The organism is Marivita sp. S6314 (genome assembly GCF_023015985.1).
Classification (GTDB): Bacteria; Pseudomonadota; Alphaproteobacteria; order Rhodobacterales; family Rhodobacteraceae; genus Marivita.
Genome location: NZ_JALKAO010000004.1, coordinates 147347 through 162807 on the forward strand (window position 1 = coordinate 147347; position 15461 = coordinate 162807).

Consider the following 15461-nt stretch of genomic DNA (forward strand, 5'->3'; position numbering starts at 1 on the left):
CAATGATGCTAGTCGTTGTCCAGATCGTCCTCGGGTGGCTGTTGCCGTGCCTCGCGCAGAGATTTGAGTTTGCGCCGGTAGCGGGGGCCGCCAAACTGTTCGACGATATAGGCGCAGACGGCCTCTTCGGCATAGGGGCGGTCGAGTTTTTGCACCTCACCGAACAAGCGCTTGCAGTACGGCACGTTGCCCCGTCGTTTGCGATAGAGTTGCGCATACAGCTTGTCATCCAGCGTCCCGTCCGCCGCGCTTTCGATCAGCGGTTGCAGGATGCCCATTTGATCGAACAGCGATTGCATGCCGCCCGCGAAATGCCGCGCGCGGAACCGCGTGATGCCGTTGCGGGCAAACAGGGCCGCATGCATGGCATCCAGCGGGCTGTGCGGGTCATAGACGACATAGGCGTGTTTCGCGGCTTCCAGCATGTCCGGGGCAAAGCCATACCGATCCGTAAAGTTGAGACGCCGCATTTCGACAAAGCGGTCGTCCCATTCGGTCACCCGCGGATCAAGCGTGGCTTGCGGTTCCAGCGCGACAACCGTTGCCCCGGGGGAGGCCACGGAATAGGCGCAGGCCGCGTATCCGCAGGGGCCAGCCCCGAAAAAGATCACGCGGTCGAAATCTTCGAAAAACCCGTCATCGGTCATCTGGTCGAAAAAGCCGTAAACCTCGTTCTCGCGGAACCACGTGTCGCGCGCGCTGATCACCGACAGGCAGGACCAGCCTTGCGCTGCCGCCAGATCAAACCCGACAGGGCGCGCGTTTTCCGTCAGCGCCTGAATGGCAGGCAGGGATTCGAAAGTCACCAACAGCGTGTCGCCCTTTTCGACGAACACCGCATTGTGGTGCTTGCCCAACGGTTCAAAGAACCCGCAGGCATCGCCCAAATCCTTGATTTCATGCACCCATTGCGTCGGGCGCAGGTCGGTCAGGGAAACGTTATATGGCTCGGTCTTGTCCTGCATTCTCTATGCATCCTCGTTACGTCACGCCCGCTGTCAGGTCATTTACTTGCGCCGACGCTAGTCCCGGATTTGGGCAGAATTGGGCCGAAATGCGGGGGACAGTAAGGAGTTTGCGCTATGCCTTGGACGGGGAGGTCGCGGCCTTGAGCGCAATTTGCGTCAACCGCTGCGCCTCGGCGTCCGGCAACGGCCGCGAGGGGGGGGTCATCAACAGCCGACCATAGAGGTCGCGCCCTGCATCCGTTTCAAGCAAGGCGGCAATCCGGGATTTGCGCCATGCGACCGCTGCGTCATGCAGCTTTGACAGGTGGCGATCCGCAGCATAGGCGGCGCGGATCGGGGCGGCACGCTCCCACAGCGGCAGGGCGCTTGTGTCCGCCTCGGTCGCCAGATTGCGCTCGACCCAGTAATCCAGCCCCAGCTTGTCGTCACGATGAACCGCCCGGCCGCGATCGGCCTTGAGCACGTAGCTTTCCACCGATCCCAGCGGATAATGGTTGAGCTGAACCAGATCATGCTGCGCAAGCCGGTAATCCGAGAACACGCGCCCGGTGGACATCCCAGGCCCCAGCGCACGTCCCGATCCATCGTACCACCGCGCATCCTGCAGCCTGGAATCGACTGGGTTGCGGGGGCGGTGGACACCCAGATTGCGATAGGTTTTATCGTTGCGGAACAACGTCTTGAACATGGCCGCCCGCCACGGCCAGGGCAATGGGCGCGGTCCGGCGCGGGTGAATTGCAGCGGCACGGGTCTGTCCTCATAGGCCAATACCCCCGCATTGCCGAAATTGCGCCATGTCAGCGTGATCGCTGTGGCGTTGGGCAGCGCGGCGATCAGGGCCGGAAGGGTGCGATCACCGATATGCACAGTCACGAATTCGTCGATATCAAGCACCAGAAGCCAATCTGCCGATGCCACCGCCTGCGCCTTGTTGGCCAGCTTCAGCCCGCTGAACTGGATGCCGCCTTTGCCATAGGGCGGCGCATTTCGGATATGCGTCAGGCCGCCCAAGCCCTGCAGGTGATCCAGCAGCACATCGGTGCCGTCGTCACATTCGTTTGACACAACCACGAATTCGGTGACGCCAACGCTGCGGTGCCAGGCCAGCCAATCCAAAAGGAACGCGGCTTCGTTGCGGACGCAAAGGATGGCGGTGATCTTCACAAGTGGCTTTCACAACGGGCTATCGTTCGGACGCTGACCTTGTCAGCCCAGCGGCGTCGCGTCAATTCCGGGGTGGGCTTTGCGACTATGGCGCTATTGCCATCCGGCCATGCGCAGGGCAGCAAGGCCTGTAAGAAGGAGAGCTGGATGCACACACCCGACAGTATCGACGCCGTACAATCCCTGCTGGCCGAGACCGGTTATGTCTGCGGACGCGCGCTGGCCACGGTGGTGTTCTTGTCCCTGAAGCTGGGCCGCCCGCTTTTTCTGGAAGGCGAGGCCGGGGTTGGCAAAACCGAGATCGCCAAGGCGCTCGCCGCCAGCCTGGGGCGCAAACTGATCCGGTTGCAATGCTATGAAGGGCTGGATGCCTCCAGCGCGGTGTATGAATGGAATTTCCCGGCGCAGATGATCGCGATCCGCACCGCCGAGGCCGCGGGCAATGCCGACCGGGAGATGCTGCAACGCGAGCTGTTCGGCCCGGATTTCCTGGTCGAGCGCCCCTTGCTGGAAGCCATGCGCCCCGATGCCAATGGCCCACCTGTGCTGCTGATCGACGAATTGGACCGCACGGATGAACCGTTCGAAGCCTTCCTGCTGGAAGCTTTGTCGGATTTTCAGGTCACCATCCCTGAAATGGGCACGATCAAAGCGCCCGAACCGCCAATTGTCATCCTGACCTCCAACCGCACCCGCGAGGTGCATGACGCTCTGAAACGCCGGTGTCTCTATCATTGGGTGGACTACCCGGATTTCGACCGCGAGCTTGAAATCCTGCACGCCCGCGCACCCGAGGCCGCAGAAACACTCAGCCGCGAAATCGTCGCCTTCGTGCAGCGCTTGCGGACCGAAGATATTTTCAAGAAACCGGGTGTGGCCGAAACCATCGACTGGGCCAAATGCCTGCTGGCGCTCGATGTGATAGACCTAAGCCCCGAGGTGATTTCAGACACGCTGGGCGCGATCCTGAAGTACCAGGACGATATCCAGAAACTGCATGGCTCCGAAGCCAAACGGCTTCTGGATGACGCCAGGGCCTCGCTCGAACCGGTCTGATGCTTCTTTGGTTCAGAAATACCTCGGGGGGCCGGGGGCAGCGCCCCCGGTCGGGCATCTAGATGCCCGAATATCTTCCTCTGGACCTGCCCGACTCTCCGCGTCTGGCCCAGAACATCATCCATTTCGCCCGCGCGCTGCGGCGTGCGGGCCTGCCCATCGGCCCGGGCCGCGTGATCGACGCCATCCGCGCGGTCGAAGCCGCCGGATTCACCGAACGGATGGATTTTTTCTGGACGTTGCACGCCTGTTTCGTGAACCGCCCCGAACACCGGGTGATTTTTGCGCAGGTCTTCCGCTTGTATTGGCGCGACCCGCAATATCTGGAACACATGATGTCGTTCATGATGCCCGCCATCCGCGGCGTGCAGGAAGACAAGGCGGCGCAAGCCGGGGAAAAGCGGGCCGCACAGGCGCTGCTGGACGATCTATTGCCCGAGGTGCCCGAAAACGAGCAATCCGAGGAGGGCACCGAGATCGAGGTCAAATCGACCCTGACGATGAGCGCCGAGGAAAAACTGCGGACGCTGGATTTCGAACAGATGTCGACCGCCGAGATGGTCGAAGCCAAACGAATGCTGGCCAAGATGAGTCTTCCGGTCAAGCCGATCCCATCGCGGCGGGGCAAGGCGGCGCTGTTGGGGGCGCGGATGGATTTTCGAAAGACGCTGCGCAACGCGATGCGGCAGGGCGGAGAAATGCGGTCGGTCGCGCGCCAGACACCACGTCCGCGCTGGCCCAATCTCGTGGTGCTGTGCGATATTTCCGGCTCGATGAGCCAGTATTCCCGGATGGTTCTACATTTCCTGCATGCGGTGGCGAATGAAAAAGGCGCGGGCTGGGCCAAGGTGCATGCTTTTACCTTTGGCACGCGGCTGACCAACATCACCCGGCATCTGGCCACCCGCGACGTGGATGCGGCGTTGAAAGCCGCCGGTGCCGAGGCGCAGGACTGGGAAGGCGGGACGCGGATCGGCGAAAGCCTGCACAGTTTTAACCGCGACTGGTCACGTCGGGTGATGGGGCAGGGCGCGGTTGTGCTCTTGATCACCGACGGCTTGGATCGCGACGTCTCTGGCGCGCTGGAAAAAGAGATGGAGCGCCTGCACCTGTCGTCGCGCCGTCTGATCTGGCTCAACCCGCTGCTGCGATGGGACGGGTTTGCCCCCAAAGCTGCGGGTATTCGCGCCATGCTGCCCCATGTCGACAGCTTTCGCGCGGGTCATTCGATCCAGACGCTGGAAGACCTGGCGGCAGCGATTTCGCGTCAGGACGATCCGGGCGAAAAGGCCCGGCTGATGGCCATGCTTTAGGGGGGCGGCTTTCCGTCAACGGAAAGCCCACACGCGTTGACGCGTGTGCCGCCTAGCCGACCTGCAGGTGCACTTCGATCACGTTGCCTTCGGGGTCCTGAAAGAACACCTGATGCCATTCCTTGGCAAAAGCCGTGCCGTAGTCGGAATACGGGATGCCGTTGGCGTCTAGGATCTTCAGAAACGCCGCCAGATCATCGGTGCGAAAGGCGATGTGGCCCCTGTCGACCGGGTTGATCACCTGACCGTTTTTGAATGCGACATCCAAGGCGCGTTCGGCCAGATGCATCTGCATATAGCCGTCTGTGGCAAAACGGATCTTGCCATTGAACCCGCTGTTCTCGGTTGCCTGTGTCCGGGGGAAATTGTCTTGCGGGATATCATCAAGACCCAGCACCTGAGTATAGAAATCATGCATGCCATCAACGTCTTTGGAGACGAAGTTGATGTGATGGAACTCAAGCTTCATGGCGCGTCTCCCGTGAAGGGGGCTGGACGATGACGTCCAGCCTGCAGGGTCATGCGAAATGCTGCGAAAACGCCGAACGGTGCAGCGCCACAAGCTCTGACAGCGGGGCGTCGACGCCGCCGATCTTGACGCTGTCGCCGGTGAACCGGCCAACCGACGCCACCGACACACCGTCTTGTCCGGCGGCAATCATCAAGGCTTCGGCCTGATCAAAGTTGCACGCCACCAGATAGCGCGCCTGATCTTCGCCGAAGAGCAGCGCCTGATCGGTTTCGTCGATCTGCACCCCAACACCGGAGCCGGCGGCCATCTCGAAGGCGGTCAGCGCGAGACCGCCATCGCTCAGATCGGTACAGGATTTGATCAGGTCCCGGTTGTTGCGGATGAACTCTCCGTTGCGACGTTCGGCGGCCAGATCGACATGCGGCGCGTCCCCGTCTTCGCGGTTGAAGACCTCGGCCAGCAAGGCAGATTGCCCCAGGTGGCCCTGCGTGTCGCCGATCAGCAGCGCGACATGGCCGTCGCGGGCGCGGTCAAGGATCGGGTCTTCACCTGCACCCAAGAGCCCAACAGCGCCGATGGTCGGTGTGGGCAGGATGCCCTGACCGTCGGTTTCGTTGTAGAGCGAGACGTTGCCCGACACGATGGGCATGTCGAGCGCCGAACAGGCTTGTCCGATGCCGTCCAGCGCGCCGACGAACTGGCCCATGATCTCGGGCTTTTCGGGGTTGCCGAAATTCAGATTGTCAGTTGTGGCCAGAGGCTTGGCACCCACGGCGCACAGATTGCGGTAGGCCTCGGCCACCGCCTGTTTGCCACCTTCGACCGGGTTGGCCTTGACGTAGCGCGGGGTCACGTCTGACGTGAACGCCAGTTTTTTGTCGGTGCCATGGACGCGCAACACGCCAGCGCCCCAGCCGGGGCCTTCGACGGTGTCGGCCATGACCATGCTGTCGTACTGTTCGAACACCCAATCCCGCGCGCAGTAATTGGGGCTGGTGATCAGCGCCTTGAGCGCGTCGATGGGATCAACCCCAGGCACGTCCTCCATTTCGGCTGCGGGTTCGGTTGGTTCCCACGGACGGTCATATTCCGGTGCCGAGGAGCTGAGTTTGCTCAGCGGCATGTCGGCCTTGACCTCACCGTTGTGCATGATCAGGAACCGGTCTTCGGCGATGGTTTCGCCGACAATCGCAAAGTCGAGATCCCATTTTTCGAACACCGCGCGGGCGGCGTCTTCTTTTTCGGAGTCCAGAACCATGAGCATGCGTTCCTGGGATTCGGACAGCATCATCTCGTAGGCGGTCATGTTCTCTTCGCGCTGCGGGACTTTTTCGAGGTCCAGCCGGATGCCCAGCTTGCCCTTGTCGCCCATTTCCACGGCAGAGCAGGTGAGGCCTGCGGCCCCCATATCCTGAATGGAGATCACCGCGCCCGTCTGCATCAGTTCAAGCGTGGCTTCCATCAGGCGTTTTTCGGTAAAGGGGTCACCAACCTGAACGGTGGGGCGCTTTTCTTCGATGGTGTCGTCAAATTCGGCAGAGGCCATGGTTGCGCCGCCGACGCCGTCGCGGCCGGTTTTTGCGCCAAGGTACACAACCGGGCGTCCGACGCCGCTGGCGGCCGAGTAGAAAATCTTGTCCGCGTCCGCGAGGCCCGCCGCAAAGGCGTTCACAAGGCAGTTGCCGTTGTAAGCCGGGTGAAAGCGCACTTCGCCGCCCACGGTTGGCACGCCGAAACAGTTGCCGTAGCCGCCGACGCCTTCCACGACGCCATGCACAAGCTGGCGTGTTTTCGGGTGGTCCTTTTCGCCAAAGCTGAGCGCATTCATCGCCGCAATCGGGCGTGCGCCCATGGTGAAGACGTCACGTAGGATGCCGCCCACACCGGTGGCGGCACCCTGATAGGGCTCGATGTAGGACGGATGGTTGTGGCTTTCCATCTTGAAGACCACGGCCTGACCATCGCCGATATCAACCACACCGGCATTTTCACCGGGGCCGCAGATCACCTGTGGGCCTTCGGTTGGCAGGGTGCGCAGCCATTTCTTGGAAGACTTGTAGGAGCAATGCTCGTTCCACATCGCCGAGAAAATCCCGAGTTCGGTGAAGGTCGGCTCGCGCCCCATGATATTGAGGATTTCCGCGTATTCCTCGGCATTGATGCCGTGCGCGGCAATGAGGTCTTCGGTGATGGCTGGGTCTTGCATCGTCTGTCCCTGAGCTAGGCACGCGGTGTTTATGACACCCGGGCGGTGGTGGAAAGACCTGTGTTGCGCTTGTGTCGGTGGAAATCAGGGGCGCGATGTCGGCGGTCAGCCGGGCCGGGCCGCGTTGCGTTCGCGTTTTGACAGGACGCGGGGTGTCACCACCGGGGCCTTGTCCGGCCCAAAGAACGGGCTTGCGCGTTTGCCGCCGGGCAGGCAGGCCCGCAGGATCCGGCCGATGATCGACAGTTGTGCCGCAAGTACCCCGGTTTCCTTGATGTGCGGGGCGGTGCCGACTGTGCTGATGAAGGCGGTGATGGGGCCGTACCCATCGGTGCCGGGTGGCAGCACGGCCCCGACAAACGGCAGGCCCGGTCCGGGAAGCGTGTTGGCAACCGGCGTGCCGCAACACCCCGCGTACCATCGCAGGATACCCTTGGGGCCAAGGCGTAGCACCGCCAAATGGTTTTTGCCGGCCAAAAAGGTGAAATGTGCAGGCAAGGTCTGAAAGATCTCTGTGCCGCCATCGGAATCCACACGGCACGCGCCATTGTCCAGCGTATTGGCGTAGGTTTGGCAATCGGCGCAGTAACACACAAGATGCGTGCCCTTGGCTTTTTCCGCGATGCGCCACGTCATCTGGCCACAGGTGCAGGTATGGGTTCGGGGCTCTGGCATCGCATTCTCCGCTTTGGACCAGTTCAGCCAAAAAAAAGGCCGAGCGCAAGCTCGGCCGAAGTCCAACAGGGAGGTATGATGATGATGCCCAATTGGGCGTGTCACCGTCATGAGCCAAATATGTCATCAGCGACGATCATAGCAAGGTATATGTGCCTTCTTTGTATGCATTCCCGCTATGCGTGAGGCGCAATGGTCACACCTTGAAATGGGCTATTCAGCCTCTAGCGCCTTGCGCAATTGGCGCTGTGCGACGATTTCCTCTTGCACGAAATCCCGGAACGCGGCGATCCGTTTCGACTGCCGCAGCTCTTCCGGGTATGCAAGAAAAACAGGCACCTCGTTTGACTCGACTTCGGGCAAAACCCGCTGAACGCTTGGAAAATCAGCAATGATATAATCAGGCAATACGCCGATCCCGAGCCCGGAGAGCACGCTTTGCAGCACGCCAAAGTAGTTGTTCACGGTCAGGGTGGAGTGAATGTCATGTGCAAGAAGCTGCTGAACCAGCATCATGCCCGCGCTGACCTGTGCCGCGCGCGGGTTCTGGCAGATCAGTCGATGGCTCGACATGTCTTCGATGGTTTCGGGCGCGCCGTTCTTTGACAGGTATTCGGGCGACGCATAGAGGCGCATGCGGATCGCCATCAGCTTTTTGCGGATCAGGTCGGCCTGGCTGGGTTCCTTCATCCGGACCGCAACATCGGCTTCGCGCATCGGCAGGTCGAGCACCCGTTCTTCCAGCATCAGGTCGATATTGAGGTCAGGGTACTTTTCGTAAAGTTTCGGCAGGCGCGGGGCCAGCCAAAGCGATCCAAAGCCGATCGTGGTGGTCACGCGCAATTCGCCGAACACCTCTTCCTCGCTGTCGCGGATGCGGGCTGTTGCGGCTTCAATCCGTTTGTTCATCGACCGTGTGGCGTCAAACAGCAATTCGCCCTGTTCGGTCAGAATCAGTCCACGGGCGTGGCGGTGAAACAAAACGGTGTTGAGCGATTCTTCGAGCGCGCGCACCTGTCGTGACACTGCCGATTGGGACAGATGCAGGGTGTCACCGGCATGGGTTAAGCTTCCCGCGTCCGCGACAGCGTGAAATATTCTGAGTTTATCCCAGTCCATGGCGCATACTTTCCATCGTTAGACACCGTCTACATGACATATTGGAATATATGAACGACAACTTTCGGGATCACTGAAAAATCACAAAAAAATATGTGGAAAGGTCAGTGTTTATGACCTAAAATCATGATAAGCTTACACCACATTTCTCGCGGGGAGGCGGCAAATGACCAAGGCGGAAATCTCACTCACGGACCGGTTCGATCTGACCAAATCGCCGGTGCTTTTGAATGGCACGCAAGCGCTGGTCCGGCTCATGCTGATGCAGAAGGCCCGGGATACGGCTGCGGGGCTGAACACCGCCGGGTATGTTACGGGATATAGGGGGTCGCCGCTTGGAGCGGTCGACCTGCAGATGCAGCGGGCGGAGAAATACCTGCGTGCCGGCGATGTGACGTTTCAGGAAGGTCTGAACGAAGATCTGGCCGTGACCGCGATCTGGGGCGCGCAACAGGCAGAGCTGCGGGGCGAAGGCACCCATGATGGCGTGTTCGGCCTGTGGTACGGCAAGGGGCCAGGCGTCGACCGGTCCGGTGACGCGATGCGACATGCCAACATGGCTGGATCGTCGAAATATGGCGGTGTGATCATGGCGATGGGGGATGACCATACGGGTGAATCCTCGACCGTGCTGCACCAGTCCGAATTTGCCATGGTCGATGCCTATATGCCGGTGGTGTCCCCGGCGGGTGTACAGGAAATTCTGGATTACGGGCTTTATGGCTATGCCCTGTCGCGGTTTTCGGGGCTTTGGGTGGGCCTGAAGACGATGAAGGACACGGTCGAGGCCACCGCCGTGGTGGATGGGCGTCCGGACCGGATGTCCTTTGTGACGCCCCGGTTCGACATGCCGGACGGCGGATTGAACATCCGCCTTGCCGACACGCCCCACGCGCAAGAAGCCCGGATGATTGACTACAAGCGCTTTGCGGCAGAGGCGTTCAGCCATGCCAACAAGATGGACAAGCGCGTCTGGGGCAAGCCGGGTGCGAAGATCGGTTTCGTCGCGGCGGGCAAGAACTGGCTTGATCTGGTTCATGCGCTGAACCTGCTGGGCATTGATGCCAAGGAAGCGAACCGTCTGGGGATCACAACCTACAAGGTCGGCCAGACCTGGCCGCTAGACATGGAAGGGTTCCACGACTGGGCGGAAGGGCTGGAGCTGATCGTCGTGGTCGAGGAAAAGCGCAAACTGATCGAGGTGCAGATCAAGGAAGCCATCTTTGACGACCGGCGCGGGCGGCGGGTGTATGGCTGGTACAAGGGCGGCGCAGGCGGGATGCATCGGGACGAATTGTTCCCGACCCGCGGCGCGCTGGATCCGGTGATGATCGCGGAAAAGCTGGGGGGCATCCTGATCGAGGAAGGACGCGGCACGGATCGCATCAGGGCTGGTCTGCAAGCCATTGATGATGCGAAGAAAGCCGATAACGCACAAGAGATCGCATCGCGGTTGCCATATTTCTGTTCCGGCTGTCCGCATAACAGTTCAACCAAGCTGCCCGACGGCAGCCGCGCCTATGCGGGCATCGGCTGTCATTACATGGTGCAGTGGATGGACCGCGAAACCTTAGGCTTTACCCATATGGGGGCGGAAGGCGCGAACTGGATCGGTGAATCGCAGTTTTCCCAAACAAGCCATGTTTTTCAGAACCTTGGCGACGGAACTTACAACCATTCCGGCGTGCAGGCGATCCGTGCGGCGCTCGCTGCGGGGACGACCATCACCTACAAGATCCTGTTCAACGATGCCGTCGCCATGACCGGCGGGCAAAAGAACGAAGGCGGGCTGACGCCGCAGAGGATCGCGGCCGAACTGCGGGCGATGGGGGTTGAAAACGTGGCCGTCGTCTATGACGAAAAAGAGGATGTTGACTTCAATGCCTTTCCGCAAGGTATTGAAATGAAAGAGCGGGCGGAATTGCAAACCGTTCAGGAGAAGTTTGCAAACACGCCCGGCGTAAGTGCCATCATCTACATCCAGACCTGTGCCGCCGAAAAGCGCCGCCGCCGCAAGCGGGGGCAGTTTCCCGATCCGGACAAGCGCGTGTTTATCAACACTGATGTTTGTGAAGGCTGCGGCGATTGCGGGGTGCAGTCGAACTGTGTGTCGATTGTCCCGAAAGAGACGGAATTGGGCCGCAAGCGGGCGATTGATCAGTCGTCCTGCAACAAGGATTTTTCCTGCCTCAAAGGGTTTTGCCCGTCATTCGTGACCTTGGAAGGCGCGCAGGTGAAAAAGGCAGCGACCACGGCGCTTGATCTGCCAGACCTGCCCGACCCGGTTCTGCCGAGAATTGACGGGACGTGGAACGTGGTCGTCACGGGCGTTGGTGGCACCGGTGTGGTGACTATCGGTGCGGTGTTGGCGCAGGCGGCGCAGATCGACGGCAAGGGTGCCGGCATGATGGAGATGGCGGGGCTTGCCCAAAAGGGCGGTGCGGTTCACATCCATCTGCGGCTTGCTGAACGCCCCGAAGATATCAGTGCCATTCGCGTCGCCACCGGCGAGATGGACGCGCTGATCGGCGGCGATCTGGTGGTCAGTGCCGGGGCCAAGACCCTTGGCCTGATGAAAACCGGGCGCACGGGGGCCGTGGTGAACAGCCATGAGATCATCACCGGTGACTTCACCCGCAACACCGAATTTTCATTGCCATCTGACCAGTTACAGCTTGCACTTGAAGCACGGCTGCAAGAGCGGTTGGACCTGTTTGATGCGTCTGACCTGGCCAAGGCCGTGTTGGGGGATTCGATCTTTTCCAACATGATGGTGCTTGGCGCGGCGTGGCAGAAAGGGCTGGTGCCTTTGACGCGCGACGCGATCCTGAAAGCGGTTCAGTTGAATGGTGCCGCTGCGGAACGCAACATCCGCGCGTTCGAAGTGGGCCGCTGGGCGGTGCTATACCCAGAGGACGCGGCGCGAGTGATCCAGCCGAATGTGGTGGCCTTGCCAAAGACACTCGACGACAAGATCGCGTTCAGATTTGACCATTTGGTAAAATATCAGTCCAAGCGCTATGCGAAACGCTATCGCAAGCTGGTGGAGTCCGTGTCTGATCCCCGGCTGAAAGAGGCGGTGGCGAAGGGCTATCACAAGCTGCTGGCCTATAAGGACGAATACGAAGTGGCGCGGCTGCATCTGGAAACCCGTGACAAGGCGAAGGAACAGTTTGATGGCGACTTCAAGATGTCCTTCCATCTGGCCCCACCGATGCTGAGCAAAGACGGGCCGGACGGACGTCCGATGAAAAAGCAATATGGTGAAGGGATGCTGACGCTGTTTGGTCTCTTGGCAAAGTTCAAGGCTCTGCGCGGCACCCCGTTTGACCCGTTTGGCCGGACGGCAGAACGCAGGATGGAGCGCGCCCTGATTGCGCAGTATGAGGCCGACATGGCGGAATGGGTGCCGAAAGCCGCGCCGGAAACCCAGGATGCGCTTGTTGCGCTTGCGGAATTGCCACTGCAGATCAAGGGTTTTGGTCCGGTAAAAGCGGCCCATGAGGCGAAAGCGGCGAAGCGGCGGGAAGAGCTTCTTGCGGTGTTGCGCGCCGGCGGGAACGGGTTCCGGCAAGCGGCGGAGTGATGCGGCATAAAGCCGTTGCACGGGCGTTGCGCCTTTGCGCGCGGCGCATCGGTCGGTAGTAGAGCGCTGTACTTGTCCGCCCGGAGCTGCGCCTGTGCCCGCATCTGCTGCCCGCGATATCTCTTACGCGCATGTCGCCCGGTCACGACCGGAACGCGCGCTGATCCGGTTGATGGAAAACGCAACGGGGCGGATCGGCTTGATCCGGCGTGCGGCGGGCTATGACCGGGACGTGGCGCAGGGGCGGGACTTCTGGCAGGTGATGGTCGACCGCTACGGGTTGGAGCTGGACGTGGTCCGGGGGCGTTTGGCAAATGTGCCATCAACCGGGCCGCTGATCGTGATCGCCAATCATCCTTACGGCATTTTGGACGGGCTGGTGCTGGGGCATATCCTGTCCCGGACGCGGGGCGATTTTAGGGTGCTGGCGCATTCGGTGTTTTGCAAGGCTGCCGCGCTGGATCGCGTTGTTCTGCCGGTCGATTTTGGATCGACCAAAGCGGCGGTGGCGCGAAATCTTGAGACGCGGCGCGCGGCGTTGGACTATCTGAGGCTGGGGGGCTGTATCGGCGTGTTTCCGGGCGGCACCGTATCAACGGCCCGACATCCGTTTCACACGCCGATGGATCCGGTCTGGCGCGGGTTTACTGCGCGGATGATTGTCAAATCGGGCGCCACGGTTCTGCCGATCCATTTCGGTGGCCACACCAGCCGGATGTTCCAGATCGCCAGCCATCTTCACAGCACGCTGCGCATGGGGCTGTTGATCAAGGAATTCAGATCCCGCGTCGACACGCCGGTATCGGTGTCCATTGGCGATCCGATCCCTGCGCACGAGATTGCCACACGACAGAAAGATGCGCGCAAGCTCATGGATTTTCTGCGCGAAGCGACGTATGAGCTGTCTCCGACTCCGGTTTCATCGCTGGAATACGGGTTTGATTTTGAAGACAGGGATCGGGTGCCCCGCTGACGCAATTGCCCGCAAAGGATCGTGACAATGGCCGTTGGCATTTTTGACAGTGGATTGGGTGGTTTGACCGTGCTTGACGCGGTGGCCAAACGCTTGCCGGATGTGCCGTTTGTGTATCTGGGCGACAATGCCCATGCGCCTTACGGTGTGCGGGACGCGGATGACGTGTATGCGCTGACCTGTGCCGCGACCGAACGGTTGTGGGATGCAGGGTGTGACCTTGTTATTCTGGCCTGCAACACGGCCTCGGCGGCGGCGTTGCGGCGGATGCAGGAAAGCTGGATTCCCGCGGACAAGCGCGTGCTGGGTGTGTTTGTGCCCCTGATCGAAGCGCTGACAGAGCGGCAGTGGGGTGACAATTCCCCGCCGCGCGAAGTGGCCGTTCAACATGTGGCTCTATTTGCCACCCCGGCCACAGTGCGCAGCCGCGCGTTCCAGCGGGAACTGGCGTTCCGGGCCATCGGCGTGGATGTCGAGGCACAGGCCTGCGGTGGCCTTGTCGATGCCATCGAAGAGGGTGACATGATTCTTGCAGAAGCGCTGGTGCGCAGCCATGTGGATGCGCTGAAACGCAAAATGCCGACGCCTGAGGCGGCTATCCTTGGCTGTACGCATTATCCGCTGATGCAGGAGGTGTTCCAGGACGCTCTGGGAGACGGCGTGGCGGTTTATTCGCAGGCCAACCTCGTGGCCGAGTCGCTGGCCGATTACCTTGAGCGTCACCCGACGATGCAGGGCGCGGGCGAGACGTCGCTGTTCCTGACCACCGGGGATGCCAAACGCGTGTCGGATCACGCGACACAGTTCTTGCGACGACAGATCACCTTTGAACCGGCCTGAGCCGGCCCCCAAACCCCTGATCTGCAACGTGCGTCCAAAAGGAGGTTCGCATGCCATTCCAAATCGCCATCATCGGTGCCAGCGGCTATACCGGAGCCGAATTGCTGCGCCTTATTGCAACCCATCCAGAGATGGAGATCGCCGCGCTGGCTGCCAATTCCAAGGCGGGGCAAAGCGTGGCCCAGGTGTTCCCGCATCTGCGCCATTTGAAGCTGCCACAGCTTGTGACATGGGAAGACATTGATTTTTCGAAGATTGATCTGTGTTTCTGTGCCTTGCCGCACAAGACAAGCCAGGAGGTGATCTCGAAGCTTCCCAAGACGCTGAAGATCGTCGATCTCTCTGCCGATTTCCGTCTGCGGGATCCGGCGGACTATGAAAAATGGTACGGCAATCCGCACGCCGCGGTCGAAATGCAGGGTGAGGCCGTTTACGGGCTGACCGAGTTTTACCGGGAGGCGTTGCGTTCAGCGCGACTGGTGGCTGGCACCGGGTGCAATGCGGCAACCGGGCAGTACATTCTGCGGCCTTTGATTGCCGACCGGGTGATCGGGCTCAAGGACATCATTCTGGACCTCAAATGTGCGGTGTCCGGGGCGGGGCGGTCATTGAAGGAGAACCTGCTGCATGCCGAGCTTTCGGAGGGGTACAACGCCTATGCGGTTGGCGGCACCCACCGGCACCTGGGCGAGTTTGATCAAGAGTTCACGGCGCTTGCGGGCGAAGAAGTGCGCGTGCAGTTCACGCCGCATCTGATCCCGGCGAACCGGGGGATCCTGGCGACCTGCTATGTGAGTGGGGACGCGCAGGCGGTGTACCGGTCGTTGCAGACCGCTTACGCGGATGAGCCGTTTATCGACGTGTTGCCCTTTGGCGAAACCCCGTCGACGCATCACGTGCGCGGGTCGAATTTCTGTCATATCGGGGTGACCGGGGACCGGATTGACGGGCGCGCGATTGTGGTCGCTGCCTTGGACAACTTGACGAAAGGTTCTTCTGGTCAGGCACTGCAGAATGCGAATTTGATGCTGGGGATCGAAGAGACAATTGGGCTGATGCTGGCACCGTGTTTTCCGTAGCTTTTATCG

At 60.7% G+C, this 15461-nt stretch carries 12 protein-coding genes; 6 read left to right on the forward strand and 6 right to left on the reverse strand.

Features of this window, described 5'->3' with window-relative positions; translation table 11 throughout:
• Nucleotides 1-8: 8 nt before the first annotated feature.
• Nucleotides 9-965, reverse strand: a complete 957-nt coding sequence (locus tag MWU54_RS12940; RefSeq protein ID WP_247084470.1) for a phosphoadenosine phosphosulfate reductase — start codon at nucleotides 963-965, stop codon at nucleotides 9-11.
• Nucleotides 966-1080: 115 nt separating this feature from the next.
• Nucleotides 1081-2133 carry a glycosyltransferase family 2 protein gene (locus MWU54_RS12945; protein WP_247084472.1) on the reverse strand — a complete coding sequence of 351 codons (1053 nt, stop codon included), beginning with the start codon at nucleotides 2131-2133 and terminating at the stop codon, nucleotides 1081-1083.
• A gap of 147 nt (nucleotides 2134-2280) precedes the next feature.
• Here MWU54_RS12945 and MWU54_RS12950 point away from each other — a divergent pair, with 147 nt between their 5' ends.
• The gene (locus tag MWU54_RS12950; protein ID WP_247084474.1) at nucleotides 2281-3189 is read left to right on the forward strand and encodes a MoxR family ATPase; all 909 of its coding nucleotides are present in this window, start codon (nucleotides 2281-2283) and stop codon (nucleotides 3187-3189) included.
• Between the two features lie 62 nt (nucleotides 3190-3251).
• Nucleotides 3252-4502 carry a VWA domain-containing protein gene (locus MWU54_RS12955; protein ID WP_247084476.1) on the forward strand — a complete coding sequence of 417 codons (1251 nt, stop codon included), beginning with the start codon at nucleotides 3252-3254 and terminating at the stop codon, nucleotides 4500-4502.
• 52 nt (nucleotides 4503-4554) lie between these two features.
• On the opposite strand, the gene MWU54_RS12960 is transcribed toward MWU54_RS12955, so the two are convergent.
• The 4 genes from MWU54_RS12960 to MWU54_RS12975 form a co-directional block, all read right to left on the reverse strand.
• The gene (locus MWU54_RS12960; RefSeq protein ID WP_247084478.1) at nucleotides 4555-4971 is read right to left on the reverse strand and encodes a VOC family protein; all 417 of its coding nucleotides are present in this window, start codon (nucleotides 4969-4971) and stop codon (nucleotides 4555-4557) included.
• A 49-nt stretch (nucleotides 4972-5020) separates the two neighbouring features.
• Entirely contained in the window at nucleotides 5021-7180 is a 2160-nt protein-coding gene (gene purL / locus MWU54_RS12965; protein WP_247084480.1) for a phosphoribosylformylglycinamidine synthase subunit PurL, read from the reverse strand.
• Nucleotides 7181-7285: 105 nt separating this feature from the next.
• Nucleotides 7286-7855 (reverse strand): DUF6151 family protein, encoded by a 570-nt coding sequence (locus MWU54_RS12970; RefSeq protein ID WP_247084482.1) that lies wholly within the window; start codon nucleotides 7853-7855, stop codon nucleotides 7286-7288.
• 213 nt (nucleotides 7856-8068) lie between these two features.
• Nucleotides 8069-8974 (reverse strand): LysR family transcriptional regulator, encoded by a 906-nt coding sequence (locus MWU54_RS12975; RefSeq protein ID WP_247084507.1) that lies wholly within the window; start codon nucleotides 8972-8974, stop codon nucleotides 8069-8071.
• A 166-nt stretch (nucleotides 8975-9140) separates the two neighbouring features.
• Between MWU54_RS12975 and MWU54_RS12980 the strand changes: the two genes are divergently transcribed.
• The 4 genes from MWU54_RS12980 (at nucleotide 9141) to argC (ending at nucleotide 15452) form a co-directional block, all read left to right on the forward strand.
• Nucleotides 9141-12560 carry an indolepyruvate ferredoxin oxidoreductase family protein gene (locus tag MWU54_RS12980; RefSeq protein WP_247084509.1) on the forward strand — a complete coding sequence of 1140 codons (3420 nt, stop codon included), beginning with the start codon at nucleotides 9141-9143 and terminating at the stop codon, nucleotides 12558-12560.
• A 94-nt stretch (nucleotides 12561-12654) separates the two neighbouring features.
• Nucleotides 12655-13533 (forward strand): lysophospholipid acyltransferase family protein, encoded by an 879-nt coding sequence (locus MWU54_RS12985; RefSeq protein ID WP_247084510.1) that lies wholly within the window; start codon nucleotides 12655-12657, stop codon nucleotides 13531-13533.
• Between the two features lie 27 nt (nucleotides 13534-13560).
• On the forward strand, nucleotides 13561-14373 hold the full coding sequence (gene murI / locus MWU54_RS12990) for a glutamate racemase (protein ID WP_247084512.1): 813 nt from the start codon (nucleotides 13561-13563) through the stop codon (nucleotides 14371-14373).
• 50 nt (nucleotides 14374-14423) lie between these two features.
• On the forward strand, nucleotides 14424-15452 hold the full coding sequence (gene argC / locus MWU54_RS12995; RefSeq protein WP_247084514.1) for an N-acetyl-gamma-glutamyl-phosphate reductase: 1029 nt from the start codon (nucleotides 14424-14426) through the stop codon (nucleotides 15450-15452).
• The last annotated feature ends 9 nt before the right edge of the window (nucleotides 15453-15461 follow it).